This window comes from Dactylosporangium sp. CS-047395 (genome assembly GCF_050942185.1).
GTDB lineage: Bacteria > Actinomycetota > Actinomycetes > Mycobacteriales > Micromonosporaceae > Dactylosporangium.
The window spans coordinates 10,308,515-10,332,451 of record NZ_CP192015.1; the positions used below are offsets into that span (position 1 = coordinate 10,308,515).

General features: G+C 71.8%; 19 protein-coding genes. 11 read left to right on the plus strand and 8 right to left on the minus strand.

The window, feature by feature from the left end; genetic code table 11:
* The first annotated feature begins 93 nt into the window (after nucleotides 1–93).
* Nucleotides 94–939, plus strand: a complete 846-nt coding sequence (locus ACQP00_RS48115; protein ID WP_433210521.1) for a hypothetical protein — start codon at nucleotides 94–96, stop codon at nucleotides 937–939.
* 291 nt (nucleotides 940–1,230) lie between these two features.
* On the opposite strand, the gene ACQP00_RS48120 is transcribed toward ACQP00_RS48115, so the two are convergent.
* Nucleotides 1,231–1,737 carry a DUF6912 family protein gene (locus tag ACQP00_RS48120; RefSeq protein WP_433210522.1) on the minus strand — a complete coding sequence of 169 codons (507 nt, stop codon included), beginning with the start codon at nucleotides 1,735–1,737 and terminating at the stop codon, nucleotides 1,231–1,233.
* A 112-nt stretch (nucleotides 1,738–1,849) separates the two neighbouring features.
* Here ACQP00_RS48120 and ACQP00_RS48125 point away from each other — a divergent pair, with 112 nt between their 5' ends.
* Both ACQP00_RS48125 and ACQP00_RS48130 read left to right on the plus strand, forming a co-directional pair.
* Nucleotides 1,850–2,086, plus strand: a complete 237-nt coding sequence (locus ACQP00_RS48125) for a helix-turn-helix domain-containing protein (RefSeq protein WP_433210524.1) — start codon at nucleotides 1,850–1,852, stop codon at nucleotides 2,084–2,086.
* 170 nt (nucleotides 2,087–2,256) lie between these two features.
* Nucleotides 2,257–2,913 carry an Rv3235 family protein gene (locus ACQP00_RS48130; protein WP_433210526.1) on the plus strand — a complete coding sequence of 219 codons (657 nt, stop codon included), beginning with the start codon at nucleotides 2,257–2,259 and terminating at the stop codon, nucleotides 2,911–2,913.
* 1,649 nt (nucleotides 2,914–4,562) lie between these two features.
* Here ACQP00_RS48130 and secA read toward each other — a convergent pair.
* Nucleotides 4,563–7,475, minus strand: a complete 2,913-nt coding sequence (gene secA / locus ACQP00_RS48135) for a preprotein translocase subunit SecA (protein WP_433210527.1) — start codon at nucleotides 7,473–7,475, stop codon at nucleotides 4,563–4,565.
* Between the two features lie 281 nt (nucleotides 7,476–7,756).
* On the opposite strand from secA, the gene ACQP00_RS48140 reads away from it, so the two are divergent.
* Genes ACQP00_RS48140 through ACQP00_RS48150 form a run of 3 tightly spaced genes read left to right on the plus strand, consistent with a single transcriptional unit; the run spans nucleotide 7,757 to nucleotide 11,129 of the window.
* On the plus strand, nucleotides 7,757–8,905 hold the full coding sequence (locus tag ACQP00_RS48140) for a GNAT family N-acetyltransferase (RefSeq protein WP_433210529.1): 1,149 nt from the start codon (nucleotides 7,757–7,759) through the stop codon (nucleotides 8,903–8,905).
* Complete coding sequence (locus ACQP00_RS48145) at nucleotides 8,902–9,951, plus strand: GNAT family N-acetyltransferase (protein ID WP_433210531.1); 1,050 nt, start codon at nucleotides 8,902–8,904, stop codon at nucleotides 9,949–9,951. The genes ACQP00_RS48140 and ACQP00_RS48145 overlap by 4 nt, the downstream gene beginning before the upstream one ends.
* A 41-nt stretch (nucleotides 9,952–9,992) precedes the next feature.
* The gene (locus ACQP00_RS48150; RefSeq protein ID WP_433210533.1) at nucleotides 9,993–11,129 is read left to right on the plus strand and encodes a glycerophosphodiester phosphodiesterase; all 1,137 of its coding nucleotides are present in this window, start codon (nucleotides 9,993–9,995) and stop codon (nucleotides 11,127–11,129) included.
* A 64-nt stretch (nucleotides 11,130–11,193) separates the two neighbouring features.
* Here ACQP00_RS48150 and hpf read toward each other — a convergent pair whose 3' ends face one another.
* The 5 genes from hpf to mtrA form a co-directional block, all read right to left on the minus strand.
* The gene (gene hpf / locus ACQP00_RS48155) at nucleotides 11,194–11,838 is read right to left on the minus strand and encodes a ribosome hibernation-promoting factor, HPF/YfiA family (RefSeq protein ID WP_433210535.1); all 645 of its coding nucleotides are present in this window, start codon (nucleotides 11,836–11,838) and stop codon (nucleotides 11,194–11,196) included.
* Nucleotides 11,839–12,364: 526 nt separating this feature from the next.
* Nucleotides 12,365–13,162 (minus strand): ComF family protein, encoded by a 798-nt coding sequence (locus tag ACQP00_RS48160; RefSeq protein WP_433224277.1) that lies wholly within the window; start codon nucleotides 13,160–13,162, stop codon nucleotides 12,365–12,367.
* Between the two features lie 15 nt (nucleotides 13,163–13,177).
* Nucleotides 13,178–15,064: an LpqB family beta-propeller domain-containing protein gene (locus ACQP00_RS48165; protein WP_433210537.1), complete on the minus strand. Its 1,887-nt coding sequence runs from the start codon at nucleotides 15,062–15,064 to the stop codon at nucleotides 13,178–13,180.
* The gene (gene mtrB / locus ACQP00_RS48170) at nucleotides 15,061–16,725 is read right to left on the minus strand and encodes an MtrAB system histidine kinase MtrB (protein WP_433224279.1); all 1,665 of its coding nucleotides are present in this window, start codon (nucleotides 16,723–16,725) and stop codon (nucleotides 15,061–15,063) included. Before mtrB ends, ACQP00_RS48165 begins: the two co-directional genes overlap by 4 nt.
* 12 nt (nucleotides 16,726–16,737) lie before the next feature.
* Nucleotides 16,738–17,427 (minus strand): MtrAB system response regulator MtrA, encoded by a 690-nt coding sequence (gene mtrA, locus ACQP00_RS48175; RefSeq protein WP_223098678.1) that lies wholly within the window; start codon nucleotides 17,425–17,427, stop codon nucleotides 16,738–16,740.
* A 140-nt stretch (nucleotides 17,428–17,567) separates the two neighbouring features.
* On the opposite strand from mtrA, the gene ACQP00_RS48180 reads away from it, so the two are divergent.
* The 5 genes from ACQP00_RS48180 to ACQP00_RS48200 are packed head-to-tail and all read left to right on the plus strand — an operon-like array spanning nucleotide 17,568 to nucleotide 22,687.
* Nucleotides 17,568–18,422, plus strand: a complete 855-nt coding sequence (locus tag ACQP00_RS48180) for a hypothetical protein (protein ID WP_433210539.1) — start codon at nucleotides 17,568–17,570, stop codon at nucleotides 18,420–18,422.
* Nucleotides 18,419–18,982 (plus strand): DUF4129 domain-containing protein, encoded by a 564-nt coding sequence (locus ACQP00_RS48185; RefSeq protein WP_433210541.1) that lies wholly within the window; start codon nucleotides 18,419–18,421, stop codon nucleotides 18,980–18,982. Before ACQP00_RS48180 ends, ACQP00_RS48185 begins: the two co-directional genes overlap by 4 nt.
* Nucleotides 18,979–20,349 (plus strand): DUF4350 domain-containing protein, encoded by a 1,371-nt coding sequence (locus ACQP00_RS48190; protein ID WP_433210543.1) that lies wholly within the window; start codon nucleotides 18,979–18,981, stop codon nucleotides 20,347–20,349. The genes ACQP00_RS48185 and ACQP00_RS48190 overlap by 4 nt, the downstream gene beginning before the upstream one ends.
* A gap of 5 nt (nucleotides 20,350–20,354) precedes the next feature.
* Nucleotides 20,355–21,344 carry an AAA family ATPase gene (locus tag ACQP00_RS48195; protein ID WP_433224281.1) on the plus strand — a complete coding sequence of 330 codons (990 nt, stop codon included), beginning with the start codon at nucleotides 20,355–20,357 and terminating at the stop codon, nucleotides 21,342–21,344.
* Nucleotides 21,341–22,687, plus strand: a complete 1,347-nt coding sequence (locus ACQP00_RS48200) for a DUF58 domain-containing protein (protein ID WP_433210545.1) — start codon at nucleotides 21,341–21,343, stop codon at nucleotides 22,685–22,687. Before ACQP00_RS48195 ends, ACQP00_RS48200 begins: the two co-directional genes overlap by 4 nt.
* On the opposite strand, the gene ACQP00_RS48205 is transcribed toward ACQP00_RS48200, so the two are convergent.
* On the minus strand, nucleotides 22,654–23,889 hold the full coding sequence (locus ACQP00_RS48205) for an MFS transporter (protein ID WP_433210547.1): 1,236 nt from the start codon (nucleotides 23,887–23,889) through the stop codon (nucleotides 22,654–22,656). The genes ACQP00_RS48200 and ACQP00_RS48205 overlap by 34 nt on opposite strands.
* Between the last annotated feature and the right edge of the window lie 48 nt (nucleotides 23,890–23,937).

Below are 23,937 nucleotides of genomic sequence, written 5' to 3' on the forward strand. Positions count from 1 at the left end.
TGTTTTCCGTCACGCAGCGTGTCATCGCACGGGTCGCGGGTTGACAAACCGGCTCGCGTACGCTTCTACCCCGTGGGTGCGAAGCGTGCTGAGGTGACCGAGAAACCCGTGGAGACGTGGCGGCCGACGCGCGCCGTGTTCGTGGCCGGGTTCGCGCTCGTGCTGCTCTTCCTGACCCTCTTCTCCGCATACGGGCACGTCCCGGGGCCCGCGGTCGCCGCACTGGTGCTGCCCGGCGTGCTGACCCCGACCCTGATCGCCGCCGCCGCGCTGGGCGTCCTCTCGGTCGGACGCTTCGCGCCAGAAGCAAAGATCCAGAAGCGGCTCTTGTACGCCGTGATCGGCGGCCTCCCCATCGGCCTGCTCGCGATGGGCGGGATGCTCGCGGCGTACCATTCGGGACCTTCAGTGACCTATGTCGCGGTCACCGTCGCGATCGCCGGCCCGCTCGGTGGCCTGGTCGCCGGGGCACGGCCGATCAGCACGATCGCGGCGGGCGCGGCGGCGGGCGTGCTGGCCTCCGCGATCGGCCTCCTCGTGGCGTACTTTCAGAACGACCTCGTCGACCTCTTCGGCAACCAGGAGACCGTCGGCAGCATGGCCGACGCGTCGTACCGGCTGCAGCTGACCTCGTCCATCGTCAGCGGCATCGCGGCCGGCGCCATGGCCTTCGGCTACCTGCGGCGCACCGGACTCGCTCTGCCGTGGCCCGCGTACCCGCTCGCCGGCGGCATCCCCGGCCTGCTCACCCTGGGCGCGGCCCTGATCGGCTGGATCGGCGGCCTACCGCTCTCCCACGCCGTGGCGAAGGAGAGCGAGTTCGACGCCGCGATCATCGCCAACCGCCTGCCGGAGCAGGTCAACCACGGCCTGATCCTGCTCTTCGCGGGCGCCTTCGTCGCGATGATCCTGGTCGGTCGAACACTGAAGCGGGACTAGGGGCTGTTTTTTAGCACCGCGAAGTTTTGGCGCTGTTGTCTTCGAGCACCGGAAGGGCAGTTCGCTGTATGGGCGCCCTGGCACCGTTGGTTACCGTTCGATGTCCTGAAGAACAGTGGGGGAGCTTCGCTCCACCCACGCCCCCTCAAAACCGCACCCGGTCCTGCTCGCAGCGGGAAGTCATCCGCTGCCGTCTACCTGAGCCACCTCAAACCGCACCTGGCCCTCCTTGCAGCGGAAGGTCGTCCGCTGCCCGGTCTCGCTGGTCATCGCTGGTCATCGGTTGTTCGGCTAGTTGATTAGGGTGTCGAGTTCGGTTGGGTCGTACCACTCGAGTTCGTGGTCTTCGGCGCCGTCGACGGTGAACTGTGCGTCCGGGTCTCCGGCCTCGGCCTCTTCGACCACGTCCGCCGCCGCTGCGACGTCCGCCTCGGCCGCCTGGCCGTCGACGTGGATGGCGGCGACGGTGGCCAGGGCGATCTTGCCGGAGATGTCGACCAGGCTCGATCCGAGTTCGAGCCCGTCCATCTTCACTTGCACCGCCGGCAGGTCCGCCGAGATCACGACGCGCCGCCGTGGGGCCTTGTCGTCGTGGCGCAGGAGTCGCAGGGCGCTCTGGGCGGCGCGGGTAAAGGCCACGTACTCCAGCTCTTCCTCGTCGCCCTCGGCATACCACTCCCGAAGCGACGGAGTGACCGCATGCGCCTCCGTCGGCGGCGGCAGTTCGCCGCTCTCGCGCAGGACGGCGAGCTGAGCGAGCGTCGCGGGCAGATACACGCGCGTGGAGTCCGTCGTCACGCTCTTGTCCTACACCCTTGCCCGGGTTTCGACACGCATGTCGGGCGTGTCATGGCAGGTCTTCTCGCGATCATCGTAACCAGTGACAAGCGAACGATGGCAAACTGAGCCGATGGAGCCGCGGTTTCTCCTCATGGCCGACGTAGCCGAGCAGCTGAACGTGTCGGCCTCGCAGGTGTACCACATGGTGCGCAGCGGAGAACTGCCAGCGATCAAGGTCGGCGGCCGCGGCCAATGGCGCATCGAGCGCAGCAAGCTCGAGGAGTACATCGAGCGCAAGTACGCCGAGACCGCCGAGTGGGTGCGCACCAACCCCCTGGTCGACCGCGAAGATCCAGACCTCACCTGACCCGGGGCATTCCGGACACGGATGGCGCGCGTGCGCGAAAGGACCAACGGGTCTCAACCGGGTCATAGGCAAACGTAAGCAAACGCAGGCTTCTTGACGGTTCCGCGCGCCCTCGATAGAACGGTTCCTGGAGGCAATCGAAGGCAAACGCAAGCATCGGGGGGCTTCTCATGGCGGCGATCACCGAGCAACGGCCGAGCCGCACCACGCGCGCCCGGCGAAACCAGCAGCCGAGCCACGCCCTCCGCGCGCCGGCCCAGCCGACGGCCCCAGGCCCGGCCGTGGTCCTGCGCCTACCCCCGCCCCTGGACCCACCGGTGGTCGACCCGCCGCGACTACGCCTGGTCGCCGCAGCTCCGGCCTACGACATGGACCCGCTCCCGCTCGACTGGTCCGGCGCCGCACCCGACCCCCAGCCGGCCAAGCCAACCCCGGCCCCGGCCCCGGCGCCGCTGCCGACGTCCCGCTCCGAGGCCTACAAGGCAGCGAAGCGCTTCACGAGCCTGTGCGTGGAGGTCCTCAACGGGTACCGCCCGCCCAACCAACTCCGCCCGCTCGCCCACCCCAAGAAGTTCGGCGACATCAGCGACCAACTGTTGCGCCGTACCGTCCGCATCCGCATGACCCCCGGCCAGGCCGCCCGCCAGGGCACCCTGGTCCGCATCCGCCGCCTGCTCCTGACCGAACCAAAACCAGGCATAGCCGAGGGCGTGGTCGTGCTCGAACACGGCCCGGTCGCCTGGGCCATGGCGATCCGCATGGAAAAGCAGGACCGCCCCAACACCGGCGTACTCGGTTGGATCTGCACCGTCGTAACCGTCATCTGACCCCACGGCCGCCGTTTATCCGCCAGCACCGCCGAAAACGGTGCCAGGTGCGGCGACGACACTCAGCCAACCGGCGGCGACTCGGCCCGTCCCCTCGTGGGCGCCTGGCCGCCGCTCACACCAAGGCTGCGGTGAGCCCCTCCCAGCACGGGTGCAGCCGCCGCACACACCACGGTGGTCAGCAGCCCACCACCGCACCCACATGGTGGTGGCCGACCCAGCCCGGAACAGGTCCGACCGCCGCGACCCCTCGGTGGCAACCGGCTCGCCCGGCAGCCACACCCACTCTCCACGGTGGCAACTGGCTCGCCCGGCAGCCACACCCACTCTCCACAGCGGCAACTGGCTCGCCCGGCAGCCACACCCACTCTCCACAGCGGCAACCGGCTCGCCCGGCAGCCACACCCACTACTGTCCACGGCGGCAACCGGCCGGTCTCGTCTGATCTCCGGTCCGGTAGCCGCAGCCAACCACGGCGGCAGCCGGTCCGTCCCGGCACGGGGCAGGACGGCCCGGCCTCCGCCGTCGCACCCGCCGCTCGTTTGGGGAGGGACCGGTCGAGCGGCGGCCCCGGAGGGCACCTACCCGGATTCGGTGGGCCGGGCAGGCAACCCTCCACCGGCGGCCATCGCGCCCACTCGTGCCGGGGCGCGATGGCCGCCACCCACCACACGTTCCCCCGGTGTGCTCGGTAGCTCTCGAAGCGGCGGGTGCACTGGGATCCAACCCGCACCGACCAACGAGCGCGACCGTCGCCGACCCGAAGACGGTCGCCCCGAACGCGGTCGCCGTGGATTGATGGGCCTCGTCCACGGCGACCGTCCCCGACCAAGGAGACCCACCCCCAAGGGCGCGGCCGCCGCGGATCCGATTCGCCTCCTCCGCGGCGGCCGCCCAACCAAGCCACCGCCCAGAGCGCGGTCGCCGTGTATTCGATGGGCCTCGTCCACGGCGACCGCCCCCAACAAGGAGACCCACCCACACGAGCGCGGCCGCCGCACTCCCCCAAGAGCACTTGCGGCGGCCGCTCCTCGACCCTGCGAAACCCCGCACCGCAATCCCAGCCGCCGCGGCACGAGACCACGCCGCCGCACAAGACGACATCGCAGCACGAGACGGCGCCGCAGAGGAACGAGACGCCGCAGAAGACCGAGACGCGCGCCGCAGAAGAACCAGACGACACCGCCGCGCAAGACGACACCGCCGCGCAAGACGACACCGCCGCGCAAGACGACACCGCCGCGCAAGACGACACCGCCGCGCAAGACGACACCGCCGCGCAAGACGACACCGCCGCACGAGACGGCGCCGCAGAAGAACGAGACGCCGCAGAAGAACGAGACGCCGCAGCGCAAGACTGCGCCGCGGAAGAACGAGACCACATGGCAGCACGAGACGGCGCCGCAGCACGAGACGACACCGCAGCGCCTTCGGCTTGGGCGGCTAGGAACCTAGCGGGCAGAACCTAGCGGCAGAACCCAGCCCGCAGAACCCAGCCGCAGAACCCAGCCGCACAACCCAGCCGCAGAACCCAGCCGCAGAACCCAGCGGCAAGACCTAGCGGCCGGGCGAGCTCACAAGCACAAAAGGAAGCGGGCGCCCCCACCAAAGGAGACGCCCGCTTCCGAGGAGCCGATCCAGCGCGCCGATCAGGCCGGTCCGCCCGGGGCGCCGTGGCAGCGCTTGTACTTCTTCCCCGAGCCGCAAGGGCAAGGAGCATTACGCGACGGCCCATTCCCCGCAGTCGCCTGCCCCGGCGAAGGCTTGCGCACCCCCGGCGAAGGCGGCCCAGACCGGCGCGCCGAAGGGGAAGGGCGTTCGCCGGCCGAGGAGCCGTTGGTGCCGAGGCCGAGCGCGGGAGCCTGCTCCTGCTCGATCACGACCCCGGCCTCGCCGGCGGCGCCGTCGATGGTTGGGGCCGAGTACTGCAGGGAGCGCGGCGCGCGGTTGCCGCCCAGGCCCTTGGCGCGGATCTCGACCGGGTGGTCGGAGAGGCGCACCGCGGGAGCATCGCTGTCGGCCTCGTCGTCGGACTCGGTCGGGATCTCCTCGACCGCCTCCTCGACGTGGACCTCGAGGTTGAAGAGGAAGCCGATCGCTTCTTCCTTGATGCCCTCCTGCATCTGCTGGAACATGTCGAAGCCCTCGCGCTGATATTCCACGACCGGGTCGCGCTGCGCGTAGGCGCGGAGGGTGATGCCCTCCTGCAGGTAGTCCATCTCGTAGAGGTGCTCGCGCCACTTGCGGTCGATGACGTTGAGCAGCACCTGGCGCTCGAGCTCGCGGACGGCCTCGGCGCCGAGTTCCTCTTCGCGGCGGTCGTACGCGGCGTGGGCGTCCTCGATGAGCTGGACGCGCAGGAACTCGGGGTCGATCTGGCCGCCGCCCTCCTCCTCCAGGTCCTCGATGGTGACGCCGACCGGGTAGAGCTGCTTGAGGCTGGTCCACAGCTGCTCGAGGTCCCAGTCCTCGGCGGTCTCGCCGAGGGAGGTGGCGCCGACGACGTAGGCGCCGATGACGTCGTCGATCATGTTGCGGACCTGCTCGCTGAGGTCCTCGCCGTCGAGCACGCGCTTGCGCTCGGCGTAGATGACCTTGCGCTGCTTGTTGAGGACCTCGTCGTACTTGAGGACGTTCTTGCGGATCTCCGCGTTCTGCGCCTCGATCTGGGTCTGCGCGCTCTTGATCTGGCGCGTGACCATCTTCGACTCGATCGGCACGTCCTCGGGGATGTTGAACCGGTCCATGACCGCCTCGACCGCGCTGGCGCGGAAGCGGCGCATGAGCTCGTCCTGCAGCGAGAGGTAGAAGCGCGACTCGCCCGGGTCGCCCTGCCGGCCGGAGCGGCCGCGGAGCTGGTTGTCGATGCGGCGGGACTCGTGCCGCTCGGTGCCGAGCACGTAGAGGCCGCCGGCGTCGGTGACCTCGTCCGACTCGTCCTCGACGAGCTTCTCGAACTCGGGCAGGATCTCGGCGAACGCCTTCTCGTACTCGTCCGGCGTCTCCTCCTCGGTGATCCCGCGCTGGCGCAGCTCGGCGTTGGCGAGGTATTCCGCGTTGCCGCCGAGCAGGATGTCGGTGCCGCGGCCGGCCATGTTGGTGGCGACCGTGACCGCGCCCTTGCGGCCGGCCTGCGCGACGATCTCCGCCTCCTTGGCGTGGAACTTCGCGTTGAGCACGGCGTGCGGGATGCCCTTGCGGCGCAGCAGCTGGGAGAGCAGCTCGGACTTCTCGACCGAGACCGTGCCGACGAGGATGGGCTGGCCGAGGCTGTGCCGCTCGACGATGTCCTCGACGACGGCGTTGTACTTCGCCTTCTCCGTCTTGTAGATCACGTCGGGGTGGTCGATGCGGATCATCGAGCGGTGCGTCGGGATGGACACGACGCCGACGTTGTACACCTTGTTGAACTCGGCCGCCTCGGTCTGCGCGGTACCGGTCATGCCGGACAGCTTCGAGTACAGCCGGAAGAAGTTCTGCAGCGTGATCGAGGCGAGGGTCTGGTTCTCCTGCTTGATCTCGACGCCCTCTTTGGCCTCGATGGCCTGGTGCATGCCTTCGTTGTACCGCCGGCCGTGCAGGATGCGGCCGGTGAACTCGTCGACGATGAGGACCTCGCCCTCGTTGACGACGTAGTCCTTGTCCTTCTTGTACAGCTCCTTGGCCTTGATCGCGTTGTTGAGGTAGCCGACCAGGGGCGTGTTCACCGACTCGTAAAGGTTGTCGATGCCCAGCTGGTCCTCGACCTTGGTCACGCCGCGCTCGGTGACCGAGATGGTCCGCTTCGACTCGTCGACGTCGTAGTCGGCCTCGCCCTCCTTGCCGCGCTTCAGGCGGTTCACCACGCGGGCGAACTCCTGGTACCACCGGGCGGACTGCTCGGCCGGGCCGGCGATGATCAGCGGGGTCCGGGCCTCGTCGATGAGGATCGAGTCGACCTCGTCGACGATGGCGAAGTTGTGCCCGCGCTGCACCAGCTCGTCCTTCGACCAGGCCATGTTGTCGCGCAGGTAGTCGAAGCCGAACTCGTTGTTCGTGCCGTACGTGATGTCGCACTCGTAGGCGGCCTTGTGCGCGCTGGACGGCTGGTTGGGCAGCACCGTGCCGACGGTGAGGCCGAGGAAGCGGTGAACGCGCCCCATCCACTCGGCGTCGCGCTGCGCCAGGTAGTCGTTCGTGGTGACGACGTGCACGCCCTTGCCGGACAGCGCGTTGAGGTACGCCGGAAGGACACAGGTCAGGGTCTTGCCCTCACCGGTCTTCATCTCGGCGATGTTGCCGTAGTGCAGGGCCGCGCCGCCCATGATCTGTACGTCGTAGTGGCGCTGGCCCAGCACCCGGGAGGCCGCCTCGCGCGCGACCGCGAACGCCTCCGGCAGGATGTCGTCCAGCGTCTGACCGTCGGCGAGCCGTTCCTTGAACTGTTCGGTCATGCCGGCGAGCTCTTCGTCGGTCAGGTCGGCATACTCGTCCTCCAGCGAGTTGACGGCGTCGGCGACGGCCTTCAACCTGCGCACCATCCGGCCCTCGCCGGCGCGGAGGATCTTCTCGAAAATCGACACGGGTCAGCGCTCCCTCAAACGTCTGCGACCCATCGTAGGCGGCTTCTCCGCCGACCTGCCGCCCCTGTCCACCCACTCAACGGACTTTCACCACCAAAACGTGACAAAACGCCCAAGAAACCGCGGAAATATCCGCCTCAAGGCGCCCACCCATCAAGCACGATCGCCGTTCGTGGACCCGATCAAAACGCCTCGCCGGTGGCGAGCACCAGGCACCCACCCAAAACGGCCTCGCAGATGGCGAGCACCGGGCGGCCGCCGATAAGGCAGGATCGGCGTTCATGGACCCCATCGAACTCGCCACCGGTGACGGACTCGTCCTGCGCGCCTGGCAGCCCGAGGACGCCGATGACGTGTTCCGCGCGTGCCAGGATCCCCTGATCCAGCGCTGGACCATGGTGCCCGTCCCCTACCTGCGCGAACACGCCGCGGACTTCACCGGCGCGCTCACCCGCGCGGCCTGGGCCGGGGAGACCTCGGCGCCGCTCGGGGTCTTCGACGCCCACACGGGTGACCTGCTCGCCTCGGGCGGCCTGGTCGCGCTCGACCGGGCCCGGGGCGACGCCGAGGTCGGCACCTGGGTGGCGCCGTGGGCCCGCGGCCGGCGGGTGGCCGAGCGGGCCGGGCGCGCGGTCGCGCACTGGGCGTTCGAGGTGCTCGGGCTGCGCCGGCTGATCTGGCGCGCCGAGATCGGCAACCACGCCTCCAAGCTGTCGGCCGAGCGGATCGGGTTCACGTTCGACGGGTACGTCCGCGCCGCCCTCCCCGCCCGCGGCGGCGGCTTCGTCGACGGCTGGCACGGCGTGCTGCTGCCGGGCGAGGTCTGCGACACCCCGCCGGCCTGGGTCGCGCCCGGCGGCCCGGGTGCGCGCCGCGCCCAAGCGCTCAGCCACCCGCCGATCCGCCTGCCGGCCGGCCCGTGCACCCTGCGCGCCCTGCGGGACGAGGACCTCGACGGCGTCGTGGCCACGTTCCGGGATCCCGGCACCATCCAGTGGACCTCGATCCCGCTGGACTACCGGCCGGAGCAGGGCCGGGACTTCATCCGGCACGCGTATCCGGCGATGTGGCTGCGCGGTACCGGAGCAGGCTTTGCTTTTGCCGACGGCGACGACCGCTTCGCCGGCACCGTCGATCTGCGCATCAGCGCGCTCGACCCGGTGACCGGCGAGGTCGGGTATTCGGCCGCGCCGTGGGCCCGCGGCAAGGGTTACACGACGGAGGCCGTGCGCGCCGCGTGTGCCTTCGGTTTCGAGCGCCTCGCCCTGGGTCGTATCGTGTGGCGCGCCCACGTGGGCAACGACGCGTCCCGCCGGGTGGCGGAGAAGGTGGGGTTCGTGGTGGAGGGCGTGCAGCGCGACAGCTGCGTCCAGCGCGGCGAGCGCGTCGACGGCTGGGTGGCGACCCTGCTGCCGGGAGACCTCACGTGAGCATCGTCCTGCGCGCCTGGCGCTCCGAGGACGCCGACGTCATCGTCGAGGCCTGCAACGACCCCACGACGCAGTTGTACATCCCGACGCTCCCCGCCCCCTACACGCGCCCGGACGCCGAGGACTTCATCGCGCGCGCCGTGCACGAACGGGCCGCGGTCGACGGGGAGACCGGCGAGGTGCTCGGGTGCGTCGGCTGGATGCCGCGCGGGCACGGCGTCGCCTCGGTCGGCTACTGGGTCGTCCCGGCCGCGCGCGGGCGCCGGGTGGCCACCACCGCGCTGGAGCTGCTCGGGGCCGAGCTTTTCAAGACCATGCAGCGTTTGTACTGCGAGATCGAGGCCGAGAACGCCGCCAGCCAACGGGTCGCAATGTCCGCTGGGTACTCCCGGGAGGGTGTCGCCCGTGGTGCCGGCCGGCGGCGGGACGGCACCCGGTACGACATGGCGGTCTTCTCGCGGCTGGCCGACGACCCGGCCGGTCCCGCCCCGCGCCCGCTGCCCGATCTGCCGGACGGCCGGCTCACCGACGGCGTGGTCGTCCTCCGGCCACTCGGTGCCGATGACGCCGACGTGACGTACAACCTGCGGATCCTGCCGGACGTGAGCGGCCGGGCGGTCGTGCACTCGCCCCTTACGCCGAGTCTCATGGCGCGCAAGTGCGCCGAGTCCGCCTCGCGGTGGCTGGCCGGGGAGCGCGCGGAGCTGACGATCCGGCGCGCGGCCGACGACGCGTACCTCGGCGAGATCGCGCTGTACTACAGCGATCCGGTGCTGCGCGAGGCCATGATCGGTTACAGCCTGAGCCCCGAGGCGCGCGGCCACGGGTACGCGACGCGCGCCGCCCGCCTGGTCACCGACTGGGGCTTCGAGATCGGCATGAACCGGATGGTCGCCGGCACCGCCGGGGACAACGAGGCGTCGCAGCGGGTGCTGGAGGCGGCCGGGTACTTCCGCGAGGTCGTCCAGGAGCGCCGCCTGCCCGGCCCGGAGGGTGACTGGATCGACAACGTTGCGTTCGCCAAACTGCGCCCGGCGGCCACCTGATCGTCATGTGACGTTGCGGTCGGGCCTCTTTTGTAAGGTCCATGCGTCGTCGTGCAGTGATTTCCGGGATGAGCGTGGCGGCCGGCGCGGCCGTGCTGCCCGCCGCCCTCGTCAGCCCCGCCGTCGCCAACGCCGCCGACACCCAGGCCGACCGGGATCGCCACCGCCCGGCCCGGCCGCTGGTCATCGGCCACCGCGGCGCCAGCGGGCACCGCCCCGAGCACACCCTGGCCTCCTACCGCCTCGCCATCGACCTCGGCGCCGACTTCATCGAGCCCGACCTCGTGCCGACCAAGGACGGACAGCTCGTCGCCCGGCACGAGAACGAGATCGGCGGAACCACCGACGTCTCCACCAAGCCGCAGTTCGCCTCCCGCAAGACCACCAAGACGGTCGACGGGGTCGCGGTGACCGGCTGGTTCACCGAGGACTTCACGCTCGCCGAGCTCAAGACGCTGCGCGCGGTCGAGCGGCTGCCCGCGGTGCGCACGCACAACACGATCTACAACGGGCTGTTCCAGGTCCCGACTTTCCAGGAGGTCATCGACCTCGCGCGGGAAGAGGGCAAGCGGGTCGGGCGGACGATCGGGGTGTACCCGGAGACCAAGCACCCGACCTATTTCAGCTCGATCGGCCTGGCCCTGGAGCCGCTGGTCGCCCGGGTGCTCAAGCGCAACAACCTCGCCGGGCGCAACGCGGCGGTCTTCCTGCAGTCCTTCGAGCCGACCAGCATCAAGAAGCTGCGCGGGCTCGTCGACACCCCGTCGGTCGTGCTGCTCGACGCGGTCGGCCAGCCCTTCGACTTCAAGACCAGCGGCGACCCGCGCACGTGGGCGGACCTGGCCAAGCCGGCCGGGCTGGACTACCTCAAGGCGTTCACCGACGGCGTCGGGGCCACCAAGAACCTGGTCATCGCCCGCGATGCGGCCGGCAACCTGCTGCAGCCCACGGCGCTGATCCACGACGCGCACGCCCGCGGGCTGAAGGTCCACGCGTGGACGTTCCGCAACGAGAACCAGTTCCTGCCGCTGAACCTGCGCGTGGGCGCGGACCCCAACGCGTGGGGCAACATCCTCGAAGAGGTCAGGCTCTTCCTGGCGGCCGGCCTCGACGGGGTCTTCGCCGACTACCCGGACACCGCGTTCCTGGCCCGGGACCTGTACCTGCAGTCCCGTTAGGCGACCCGCTCCGGTGGGATGCCCCGGCACCAGGCGTCCCACCGAAGCACGGTCGGTCAGGTCGTTACATCCCGAGGCTCATGACGCCGTAGTCGTACGCCCGGCGGCGGTACACCACACTCGGGCGCCCCGACTCCTTGTCGTTGAACAGATAGAAGTCGTGGCCGAGCAGCTCCATGTGGAACAGCGCGTCGTCGACGGTCATCGGCTCACCGGGATGCTCTTTCTCACGCACGATGTGCCACGGCTGGTCATCGGCCTCCTCGAGGAGGTCGAAGCCGTCCACACGCTCCGCTTGGACCATCTCGGTCTGGGTTGCGAGCGCGGTGGTGCCGTACCGCTCGGGCGGCGTGAATGCGAGTGACGCGGTCGCGGCGGCCACGGAGACCGGCGAGTGCCGGCCCCGATGCACCCGCCGTCGGTCGGCGGCGCGGCTCAGCCGGCTGTCCAGCTTGCTGATCGCGGCGTCCAGGGCGCTGTAGAAGTCGGCGGCGCAGGCCTCCGCCCGGATCACCGGACCACGCGAGTAGCACGTGATCTCGACTCGCTGACAGTGATCGGATTGGCGCGGATTGCGCTCGTGAAACAACTCGACGTCGACACGGATGAGCTTGTGGTCGTAGCGCTCGACCTTCGTCAGCTTGTCAGCGACATGCTGCCGGTAGTGATCGGGCACCTCGACGTTGCGGCCCTTGACGACGATGTCCACTCCTGACCTCCCCCACGGGTTCTTCGCAGATTTCGGGTTCGGGTTTCGGTTTCGAGACTCGGCCGGAACGCGCCTCCCCAGAGGCTGAGCCCTACGCGGTACGCGACCGAAACAGCGGGTGTCAGGTCCTCCCTTCGCGGCCTTCTCACCGCGGCTCGCCCGGGAGCGCCGCCGTGGCGAGCATTGGTCGTCTCTCGACGTTAAACCGAGGACAGCCGCTAGTCACCCCTGGTTCAGAAGAACGGCCATTTCCAGACGCGAAACCCACCCCGAGGGATTACCGCAGGCTACGCACAAAGTTACTATCCGTACAAATCGGGTAAATCTCGTGATCTACCGCTGACGTTGCGTAGCGCCCATCGTGATGCCCGCCGCACGACGGATTAACCCGCCGCCCGCCGCACCACGACTCAACCCGCCACCCACCGCACCACGACTCAACCGCCACCCACCGCACCACGACTCAACCCGCCACCCGCCGCACTGCGGCTCAAACGGCTCAACCCACCGCCCGCCGCACCGCGACTCAACCCGCCACCGTCCGCACCGCGGCACGGCGCGGTCCGAGCGCACGGCCGACGACCGCGGGCGGATGAGCCGGCGACCGCCCCCGGCGGCGCTGGGTCGCGGCCAGCACGGCGGCGCGATGCACCAGCACGCCCGCCTCCTCCAACCGGCGCGCGGCCGCGGTGAGGGTGACCCCGGTGGTGACGATGTCGTCCAGCACCACGACCACGGCCCCGTCCCGCTCGATCCGGGCCCTGAGCGCGGCCGTTTCCCCGAGCCGCACCGCGAAGGCGTCCCGCGCGGCGGCAGCCCGCTCAGCGGCCGTCAGCTCGGCCGAGTCGTCGCGCCGTGGCAACGCCCGCAACGGCCGCGCGATCGCGACTCCAGGCCGCCCACGCGCCGCCGCCCGAGCCAGCCGCAGCATGTGATCGCCGTGCCGCCGCCGGACCGCCGCGGCCGTGGACGGCACCGGCACCAGCACCACGGGCGCCCCGGCGCCCGCCACGGCCGGCGCACCGGCGCCCGCCACGGCCCGGTCCACCACGCGGCCGAGCAGCCCACCGAGCGCCCCGGCCAGCTCGTGCCGGTTCTCCTCCTTGAACTGCACGACCGCCCGCTGCAACACCCCGGCGTAGGCCGCCAGCGCATATGTCGGCGGCATCCGGTCCGGCGCCGGATCGGGCCGCGTCGCCCGCGGCCGCGCCCGGTCGAGCGCCGCCAGGCACGGGTCACACAGCGCCCGCGCGGCCGGCTCGTCGCAGCCCGCACATGTCGCCGGCAGCACGAGATCCAGCAGCGAGTCCACGAACCCCCGCACCGCGCCGGGCACGGGTCAGTCCGCGAAGAAGGGGGCCGTCGGGTTGTTGCCCGGCACCGGGGTGGCCGGAGTAGCGCCCGTCTGCGGCCACATCGCCTCGCTGCTGCTGGTGAACATGCGCTGGGCGACGCCGTTGGCCTCGTACAGGACCGGGTAGTCCATCGGGAAGCCGGGGCGGTTCACCCGGCACACCAGCTCGGTCACGTCCGAGACGGCCTCCGGGCGGGTCAGGCTCTGCGGCAGCGGCTCCTCCTGCGCCCCGTCGATGGTCACGGCCACGAGGTTGTAGCGCGGCTCGGCGATGTTCGGGGCGATCGGGTGGGTCGACTTGGCGTTGGGCTTGCCGCCCACCGCGAGCGTGGTCTCGGTCAGCCAGCCGACCGCCTGGTTGTCGCCGAGCGAGGTGGCCACCTGGAACGGTGTGCCGATGCTGAACTTGCCGGTGTCGTCCACCGTCAGCGTGGCCACCATCAGGGTGCTGGCCGAGACGAAGGCGATCCGCCGGCCCTCCGGGGCGACCGCGAACGCGCTGATCGGCACCTGGGACAGCGTGCCCAGCTCGACCGGGTCGAGCTCGCGGCCGTTGGCGCCCTTGCTGACGTACAGGCGGGTGCCGTCCGAGATCATCAGCCGCTTGGACGGGTAGGTGATCCAAGCCGGTCGGCTCAGTCTGGGCCCGGCGATGTTGGTCGCCTCGTAGCGGGGCGGGTTGGCCACCGGCGGGTCGGCCGAGACGTACAGGCGCTGCTCGGCCTTGGACCCGGTGCCCGACCTGCGCACCAGCGCGGCCCGGTCGCCCTGCCGGTTGAGCGCGGCCGCGACCACGCCGGTGTTGTCGGGGCCGGCGACGAAGAGCGGGTCCTCGGGCGTACCGGAATCGATGATCTGGCTCCGCACGCTCTCGTTCACCACGATGTACCGCGTCTGGTCCACCTGGGACGCCTCGACCGCGGGGTTGTCGTTGAGGTACCCCTCCGAGTCCACCCCGGCGGCGTCCTGTGACTCGATGGTCAGCTTGACCGGCTGGTGGTCCGGCAGCGACCAGCGGATCTGGCGGGCGAGGCGGGAGAGCACGTCCTTGCCCTGCGAGTTCGCCTTGCCGGAGAGGTTGACCCGGACGTCGGAGTCCTCGAGGACCGGATTGTCCTTGAACTCGATCGACTCCGGCACCCCCGCGACCGTGTTGCCGAGCAGCAGCCCGGGGCCGCCCCGCAGCCAGCGCTGCGTCTCGGCGACCTGCTTGGCCCGCGACAGCGTGCTCGGCATGTACCTCAGGTCCGGCACCAGCCGCGCGTCCGCCGCGTCGTTGCTCCAGAAGTAGATGGGCTGCTGGGTGTACCAGTTCCGCAGCCCCGTCTCCGAGATGAACACCTGATCGCGGGGCGCGTCGTCGAAGCGGCGCTGCCCGCCGATCAGCACGGTCTGGTAGAAGGCCTCGATCGCTGGGCTGCCGGGCGCAGCCCGGATCACCTCGCCGTTGTTGTTGAGCGTGCCCAGCGGCTGCAGCTGCAGCGTGACGTTCTCCCGGCCGTTGCCGATGCCGACCGACTTGATCTGCGGGTCGCGCACGATGACGATCCCCTTGGTGACCGGCTTCCAGTTGCCGGCCGCGCCGGGCGTCATGTACCCCCGCATCCGGACCAGCGCCTCCTGGTTCGCGTCCGCCTCGGCGTCGCTGCCCAGGTTGGCGCCGACGGAGGCGGACAGGAACGAGGCGACCAGCTGCTCGCTGGTCAGCCCGTCGGTCGGCTTCGGCGGGGTCTTCTGCCCGCCCTGCGCCGCCGCCGGGCTCTGCGCGGGGCCGACGTACTTCGGCTCAGTACCGGACGGCAATCCGCACCCGGAAAGGGCCAGCACGGCGACCGTCGCGGCCGCCATCCCCCCGCGGACCAGCAGCCTCACGGCGTCTCACCGATCAGCGCGGCCTCGTCGGCCCGGGCGTCGTCCGGCACCAGGCGCAGCGGCGAGGACACCAGCCGGTCGCCGTTGCGGGCCGGCAGCGTCAGCCGGAACTGGGCGCCCTTGCCGGGCGCGCCCCAGGCCTCCAGCCACCCGCCGTGCAGCCGCGCGTCCTCCAGGCTGATCGACAGGCCGAGCCCGGTGCCGCCGGTCTGCCGGGCCCGCGACGGGTCGGCCCGCCAGAACCGGTTGAACACCAGTTTTTCCTCTCCCGGCTTGAGCCCCACTCCGTGGTCGCGCACGGTCACGGCGACCGCCGAGCCGTCGGCGGCCAGGGTCACCACGACCGGCCGGGCCTCGCCGTGCTCGACCGCGTTGCCGACGAGGTTGCGCAGGACGCGCTCGACGCGGCGGGGGTCGACCTCGGCGATCACCTCGGCCTCGGGCACGACCACGCGCAGCTCCACCTTGCACCGCTCGGCGAGCGAGGTGAGCTGGTCGGTGACCCGGCGCACGACCGGGACCAGGTCGGTCGGCTCGGCGTCGAGCGCGGCGAAGCCGGCGTCGAACCGGCTGATCTCCAGCAGGTCGGTGAGCAGCGCCTCGAACCGGTCCAGCTCGGCCTGCAGCAGCTCGGCGCTGCGCGCCGCGGCCGGCTCGAACTCGTCGCGGGAGGCGAAGAGCAGGTCGGCCGCCATCCGTACGGTCGTCAGCGGCGTCCGCAGCTCGTGCGACACGTCGGAGGTGAACCGGCGCTGCAGCCGGGACATCTCCTCCAGCCGCACGATCTGGCGCTGCAGGTTCGCGGCCATCTGGTTGAAGGCGGCGGCGAGCCGCGCCAGATCGTCCTCTCCGCGCACCACCATGCGCTGGTCGAGCAGGCCGGCCGAGAGCCGCTGGGCGGTCCGCGCGGCGACCCGCACCGGCGTGACGACCAGCCGGGTCATCATGGCGGCGATCAGGGCGAGCAGCGCCACGAGCGCGATGCCGGTGCCGGTGACCACCGCCCCGGTGAAGCGGACGAGCTCGTCCTCGGTGCGCAGGGGGATCACGTAGTACAGCTCGATCGGCACCGAGCCGACGGCGACCGGCGTGCCCATCACGAGGTACTTCTGCGTCCCGTCGCCGATGTCCAGCGTCGCGATCTGCTGGTAGGTGCCGCCCTTCGCGCCGACCACGAGCGAGCGCAACCCGCTGACCTGCGGGTTGTCCATGACGTCGGGATTGCGGCTGGGCGGCCAGGAGGCATTGAGGTCGCCGCTGCGGCGCAGCATGACGACCTCGGCCTCCTGGTTGTTGATCGAGCCGTAGAGCTGGGTGACCACGTTGCGCAGGCTCGGCGGCAGGCTGGGGTCGTCGGGCTGGGTGAAGCCGGCCAGCTCGCGCATGGCGTAGCCGGACCCGTTGTCGATCATGTTCTTGGACTGGTCGAGCTTGTTCTGCAGCACGCCGTTGCTGATCAGCGACGCGACCGTGTAGCTGAAGGCCAGCACGAGCGCGGCGGAGAGCAGCAGGGTGATGCCGACGACCCGGAACTGCAGCGAGCGGCGCCACTGCCGGCGGGCCACGGCCCAGAGCCGGCGCAGCCGCCGGCTCACGGCCTGCGGGACGAGCCGCCTGGGTCGCAGGCGGCGCGCCCGCACGATGATCGGGTCGATACGCACCACAGGTCAGGCCTATCCGGTTCCGGCCTTGTAGCCCACCCCGCGCACGGTGAGGATGATCTCGGGCTTCTCGGGGTCCGGTTCGATCTTGGCCCGCAGGCGCTGGACGTGCACGTTGACCAGGCGGGTGTCGGCCGCGTGGCGGTAGCCCCAGACCTGCTCCAGCAGCACCTCGCGGGTGAACACCTGGCGCGGCTTGCGGGCGAGCGCGACCAGCAGGTCGAACTCGAGCGGGGTCAGCTTGACCTCTTCCCCGTCGCGCATGACGGTGTGCGCGGGGACGTCGATGGTGATCTGGTTGCCCGGCGGCCCTATGGTCAGCAGCTCCGGCGCCACGTCCTCGCCCCGGCGCAGCCGCGCGCGCATGCGGGCGACCAGCTCCTTGGGCTTGAACGGCTTCATCACGTAGTCGTCGGCCCCGGACTCCAGGCCCAGCACCACGTCGACCGTGTCGCTCTTGGCGGTGAGCATCACGATCGGCACGCCCGACTCGGCCCGGATGGACCGGCACACGTCGATCCCGCTCATGCCGGGCAGCATCAGGTCGAGCAGGACGATGTCGGGGCGGGTGTCCCGGAACGCGGCGAGAGCGCGCTCACCGTCGGCGACGAAGGACGGAAGGAATCCCTCGCTGCGCAGGACGATGCCGAGCATCTCGGCGAGGGCGGGGTCGTCGTCGACCACCAGGACACGGGCTCTCATGCGGTCCAATATTTCACCTCCACGCCCAAACTTGGGAACCCGTGGGCCGATCATGAAATATTCCTGCCCGGTAGTGTCGATCATGTGACGCTGAGTGACCCGGGCTCCCGAACTCGCACGGGCCGACTACGGTGTCCCGCGTGGAGGAGACCCGGGCCGTGATCCCGATGCGTCCGCTCACCTTCGGTGAGTTGCTCGACGCGGCCGTGTCGCTGCTGCGCGCCCAGGCTCCCGTGCTGCTCGGCGCGGCGTTCGTGCTGGCCACCGCCGAGCAGTTCGCGCTCGGCCCGCTGCGCGACTGGGCCCACATGGACCCGCCGCTCTACTGGTTCAGCGGCGACTACATCGGCCAGTCCTGGCTGGTCTTCTGCATCGGCATGGCGCTGGAGGCCGGCATCCTGGCCCTGCTCGGCGGGTTCGCGGGCGCGGCGGCCGGCCCGGGCCTGCTCGGCCGGACCGTGCCACGCAAGGCGCTGCTGCGCCAGGTGGGGCGGCGCACCCTGCCGCTGCTGGTGATCGCGCTGGTGGCGAGCGCGCTCGTGCTCGTCACCTCGCTGGTCCTCATGCTTCCCTGGCCGCTCCTGTACGGCCTGCTCGGTCTCGCCTCCCCCGCGCTCATGATCGACCGGGTCGGGCCGTTCCGGGCCGTCGGGCGCTCGTTCAAGCTCGCCGGCCGCGGGCTGCGGGGCGTCTTCATCCGCGTCGGGGCCTACCTGAGCTGGGCCGCGATCCGCCTCGCGCTGGGCCTCGGCGCCGCCGCGCTGCTGGAGATCTGGCTGGGCCGGCAGACCACCCTGCACACGATCGCGCTGATCCTGGCGTGGGCGATCGTCGACACCGTGGCGTACGCGACGCTGGCCTGTATCGACGCCGTGCTCTACCTCGAGGTGCGGATGCGGGTCGAGGGCCTGGACGTGGCCATCGGGCGCCTGCGCCGCCTGGACCGGCCGGTCGACCTCGCCAGCTCCGTCATCCTCGGGGCGGCGGTGCGATGACCAGGGCCTGGGCGACGTTCCTGCAGGTCGTCGACGACTGGATCGGTGTCCCGCTGGCCGGGCTGCTGCTGCTCGTGGCCGCGATCGTGTTCGCCCTGCTGTACTACTTCTACCCCCGCTGGGTCCCCAAGCGCTTCCCGGGCCTGCGCCTCGGCCGCCAGCGCAAGGGCGAGGAGGAGCAGCTCGACCTGGACCTCGAAGAGGCGGAGATGCCCGAGCCGGAGCCCGAGCCGGCCGCCGACGAGGAGGTGCCCGAGCTGCCCGCGCACGTGTTCGCCTCGCTGGCCGACCGGCTCGCCGCCGAGGGCCGCTACGCCGAGGCGGTCCGCGAGCGGCTCCGGGCGATGGTCCGCGGCCTCGTCGAGCGCCAGGTCATCGAGCACCAGCCCGGCATGACCGTCACCGAGCTGGCCCGCGCGGCCGGCAGCGCAAAGCCGGCGGTCGAGGCCCCGATGCGGAACGCCTCCACGATCTTCTCCGACATCTGGTACGGCGAGCGCCCCGCCACCGCCGAGCACGACCATCGGATGCGCGACCTGGCGGCGGAGGTCGGCCGATGACCAGGAAGCGCAACCTGCGGTGGCTCCGGCTGGTCGTCCCGCCCGTGGCCGTGGTGCTGCTGATGCTGCTGGGCACCGTGGTGTACCAGTGGGGCGAGCCCGACCTCGACGACGCCGCCTACCTCGCCCCCGACAACGTGTCCGGCATCGGCGCCTCCGAGCTCGCGATGCGGGTCCGCCAGGCCGGGGTGGAGATCATCCCCGAGCGGCAGAGCTCGGACGCGCTCGTCGCGGCGTACGCGGGCAACGCCACCCTGCTGCTGACCACGCCGCAGCTGATGCACAAGTACTACCTGCGCATGCTCAAGCTCCTGCCCGCCACCACGCGCGTGGTGATCGTCGAGCCCGACGGCACCACGATCGCCGAGGGGCTGCTGCCGATGCGGGGCTCCGCGCGCAACTACGTGGCCAAGACCGCGGCGCCCGGCTGCGACTACGCCCCCGCCGCGCAGGCCGGGGCGGCGGCGGTGGTGCGCACGCGCTACGGCCAGGTCGATCCGGAGTACGGCCGCGAGGTCGCGCGCTGCTACGCCGACAGCCTCGTGGTGTACCAGCGCGAGGCGGCCACCGTGACGGTCGTGGGCTCGGCGGACCCGTTCCGCAACGACCGGGCGGGCGAGCACGGCAACGCCAAGCTGGCGACCGCGCTGCTGACCCAGGCGCCCCGGCTGATCTGGCTCGACCTGCATCACCGCGAGCCCCCGCCGGGCATCACCAACGATCCGGCGCTCGCGGGCGGGCCGGCCGCGCCGCCGTCGCTGCGCCCGCACCGATCCGGCGACCCGGACGACAGCGACTTCCCGGTGCAGGGCAAGGGCGCCGAACCGCCCCCGCCCGGCCAGGGCAACGTCGGCGGCGACGACGGCGACCAGTCCGACAACGAGCCGCCCAATCCGCTGTGGAGCGCGTTCCCGCCGTGGACGTACGTCGCGACCGCCCTGCTCGTCCTCGGCGCGGTCGCGCTCGCGGTGGCGATGGCCCGGCGGCTCGGCGCGCCCGTGGTCGAGCCGCTGCCGGTGGTCGTGCGCTCCAGCGAGACGGCGCTCGGGCGGGGCCGGCTCTACCAGCGCGCCAAGGCCCGGGCGGAGTCGCTGCAGATCCTGCGGGACGCGGCGATCGTCCGGCTGACCAAGCTGCTGCGGCTGGAGCCCGACGTCGCGCGGCCGGTGCTGATCGAGGCGGTCGCGGCGAGCAGCGGCTGGCCGCCGGCCGCGGTCGAGCACACGCTGTTCGGCCCGCCGCCGGACAACGACCCCGACCTGGTCGGCGCCGCGGTGCGCCTGGAGCAGCTCGTCAACGCCGTCACGACCGAAAACCCGGGCGCGCAGCCGGTCGCGGCCGCGCCGATCGAAGGAGAACCACGGTGACCGACATCGCCACCCCGCCGATCCAGGGTTCGCCCGAGGCCGGCGCGCAGCAGGCCCGGGCCGCGCTCGGGCGCCTGCGCGCCGAGGTCGGCAAGGTCGTGGTCGGGCAGGACGCGGTCGTTACCGGCATGGTCATCGCGCTGCTCGCCCGCGGCCACGTGCTGCTGGAGGGCGTGCCCGGCGTGGCCAAGACGCTGCTCATCCGCACCATCGCGGCGGCGCTGGACCTGGACTCCAAGCGGGTGCAGTTCACGCCCGACCTGATGCCCGGCGACGTCACCGGCTCGCTGATCTTCGACGCCCGCAGCGCCGAGTTCCAGTTCCGGGAGGGGCCGGTCTTCACCAACCTGCTGCTCGCCGACGAGATCAACCGGACCCCGCCGAAGACCCAGGCCTCGCTGCTGGAGGTCATGGAGGAGCGCCAGGTCTCGGTCGAGGGCACCGCGCGGCCGCTGCCGGACCCGTTCCTGGTCGCGGCGACGCAGAACCCGATCGAGTACGAGGGGACGTACCCGCTGCCGGAGGCGCAGCTGGACCGGTTCCTGCTCAAGCTGACGGTGCCGCTGCCGACCCGGGACGAGGAGCTCGGCGTGCTGCGGGCGCATCACAACGGCTTCGACCCGCGCCGGCTGCGCGAGGCCGGCGTGCAAGCCGTGGCCACCGGGGCCGACCTGGCCCTCGGCCGCGCCGCGGTGCAGCGGGTGGCGGTGGCCGACGGGGTCCTCGCGTACATCGTCGACCTCTGCCGGGCGACCCGCGTCTCGCCGTCGCTGGAGCTGGGCGCCTCCCCGCGTGGCGCGACCGCGCTGCTGGCCGGGTCCAAGGCCTGGGCCTGGCTCACCGGGCGCGACTACGTGACCCCGGACGACGTGAAGGCGCTGGCCCGCCCGACGCTGCGGCACCGGGTGCGGCTGCGGGCCGAGGCCGAGCTGGAGGGCGTGACCACGGACAACGTGCTTGAGTCGGTGCTCGCCACGGTGCCGACGCCGCGATGATCACCTGGCGGGCGGCGGCGCTGCTCGGGGCCGGCGCCGTCCTGCTGGCGGTCGTCGGGTCGGTCGCGGGCGACGCGATCGACCGGCCCTGGCTGTGGATCGCGGGCGGGCTGCTCGTGCTGGCCGTCGCCGCCGCGTGCCTGCTGGACTGGCTCAACGCGGCCTCGCCGAAGCTGCTGCGGATGAGCCGCACCGGCGACCAGTCGCTCTGGCTGGGCGAGACCGGGCAGGTCACGCTGCTGCTGCAGAACAAGTCCGACCGGGTGCTGAGCGGGCGGGTGCGCGACGCCTGGGTACCCTCCGCCGGCGCCACCCCCACCATGCGCACCGTCCGCATCGAGCCGGGCCGCACGGTCGCGCTGGTCACCACGCTCACCCCGACGCGGCGCGGCGACCGCCCGGCCGTGCGCGTGCTGGTGCGCTCGTTCGGACCGTTCGGGCTGACGTACCGCCAGACGAGCAAACAGACCGCGGACCGTCTCACGCCGGCGTGGCGCCTGCGGGTCTTCCCGCGCTTCCACAGCCGCCGCCTGCTGCCGGAGAAGCTGTCCCGGCTGCGCGTGCTGGACGGCTCGGTGGTGACCCGGGGCCGCGGCCAGGGCACCGAGTTCGACACGCTGCGGGAGTACGTGGTCGGCGACGACGTGCGCTCGATCGACTGGCGCGGCAGCGCGCGGCGTTCCGACATCGTGGTGCGCACGTGGCGCCCCGAGCGGGACCGGCGGCTGGTGTGCGTGCTCGACACCGGGCGTACGTCCGCCGCGCGCATCGGCGACGAGCCCCGCCTGGACGCGGCCATGGACGCCGCCCTCCTGCTCGCCTCGGTGGCCGCCCGCGCGGACGACCGCGTCGACCTGCTCGCCGTGGACACCGCGGTGCGCGCCTCGGTCACCAACGTGGAGAAGCGCACGCTGCTGTTCCGCCTGGTCACGACCATGGCGCCGCTCGAGCCGGCGCTGGTGGAGACCGACTTCGGCCTGGTCGCGGGCGAGGTGCTGCGCCGCGAGCGCAAGCGGGCGCTGGTGGTGCTGTTCACCGCCCTGGAGCCCGGTGCGCTCGGCGAGGGCCTGCTCCCGGTCCTGCCCCAGCTCGCCGCCCGGCACAAGGTCATCGTCGCGGCCGTGCACGACCCGGAGCTGTCCCGCATGGCGCACGTGGCACCCGATGCGACCCCGGCCGACGTGTACGCCGCGGCCGCCGCCCAACGCGCGCTCGCCGAACGGGACCGCGTCGCGGCCGCGCTGCGCCGGCACGGGGTGGAGGTCGTGGACGCCCCGGCGGACGAGTTCGCGTCCCGCCTCACCGATCACTATTTGGCGCTCAAGCACACCGGCCGGCTCTGACGCTCGATCGTCCTCGCGCGCGGCAACAGCAGCGGCGTCAACAGGATCAGCCCGCCCGCCACCGCGATGGCGGTCCGCGGGCCGGTGAGGTCGGCCAGGACCCCGCCCAGCGCGCTGAGCGCCGCGATCGCCAGGCCGCTGCCGATCGACCAGGCGGACAGGGCGCGGGCGACCCGCTCCGGCGGCAGTTCCTCCAGCCGGTAGGTGGCGAGCACCGGCATGTACAAACTCATGCTCACGATGATCGCGAGCTCGACGGCGATCACCGTGATGAGCCCGGCCACGCCCGGCGGCACGAACGCCAGCCCGACCAGCCAGATCGCGCGCAGGGTGCCGACCACCCGGATCACCTTCGCCCGCCCGAACCGCGCCACGACCCGGGGCGCCAGCCGCGAGCCCAGCAGCCCGCCGAGGCAGGGCGCCGCGAACGCGAGCCCGTACTGCCACGGCGGGAACCCGAGGTCGCGCAGCAGCAGCACGGCCAGCAGCGGCTCGGTCGCCATGATCAGCCCGCCGACGAGGACGTTGTTGGCGTAGAGCGCGCGCAGGCCGGGGTGCGCCCACAGGAACCGCCAGCCGTCGAGCAGCCCGCTGACGCTCGCCGGCCGAGCGCCCACCGGCCGCTCCTCACGGTCGCGGATCGCCGCGATGCCGAGCGCGGACAGCAGGTAGCTCGCCGCGTCGGCCGCGATGCTCGCCACCGGCCCGAACAGCCCGACCGCGGCGCCACCCAGCGGCGGCCCGACCGCGATCGAGCTCCAGTTCGTCGACTCGAACCGGGCGTTGGCCACCATCAGGTCCGCGGGCCGGACCACGCGCTTGAGATAGGCCCCGCTCGCGGCGCCGAACGCGATCTTGGCCGCCGCCACGACCGCGGTGACCACCAGGAGCTGGACGAGGCTCAGGACGCCCAGGAGGTAGGCCAGGGGCACGCTCAGCATCGCCACGAACCGGACCAGGTCCGTCGCGATCATCACCGGCCGCTTGCGCCGGTCCTCGACCCAGGGCCCCAGCGGCAGCGCCAGCAGCGCGCCCACCGCCGGGCCCACCGCGGCCAGCGCGGACACCTGCCCGGGACTCGCCTCCAGCGCCAGCACCGCGATGAGCGGGACGGCGCCGAAGCCGAGCCCCGAGCCGTACGCGCTGACCGCGTACGACGCCCACAGCCACCCGAACTTCCGCCCCAGATTCCGCCGCGCCACCGCCGGATCCAAGCAAGCGCCCGGCCGCCGGATCAAACAACGGCCCCC

Coding starts and splice junctions, on each gene's coding strand:
- ACQP00_RS48200 (WP_433210545.1), top strand. CDS start 21,341: ATGATCACCTGGCGGGCGGCGGCGCTGCTCGGGGCCGGCGCCGTCCTG.
- mtrA (WP_223098678.1), bottom strand. CDS start 17,427: ATGAGAGCCCGTGTCCTGGTGGTCGACGACGACCCCGCCCTCGCCGAG.
- ACQP00_RS48130 (WP_433210526.1), top strand. CDS start 2,257: ATGGCGGCGATCACCGAGCAACGGCCGAGCCGCACCACGCGCGCCCGG.
- ACQP00_RS48140 (WP_433210529.1), top strand. CDS start 7,757: ATGGACCCCATCGAACTCGCCACCGGTGACGGACTCGTCCTGCGCGCC.
- ACQP00_RS48185 (WP_433210541.1), top strand. CDS start 18,419: ATGACCAGGGCCTGGGCGACGTTCCTGCAGGTCGTCGACGACTGGATC.
- ACQP00_RS48150 (WP_433210533.1), top strand. CDS start 9,993: ATGCGTCGTCGTGCAGTGATTTCCGGGATGAGCGTGGCGGCCGGCGCG.
- ACQP00_RS48125 (WP_433210524.1), top strand. CDS start 1,850: ATGGAGCCGCGGTTTCTCCTCATGGCCGACGTAGCCGAGCAGCTGAAC.
- ACQP00_RS48190 (WP_433210543.1), top strand. CDS start 18,979: ATGACCAGGAAGCGCAACCTGCGGTGGCTCCGGCTGGTCGTCCCGCCC.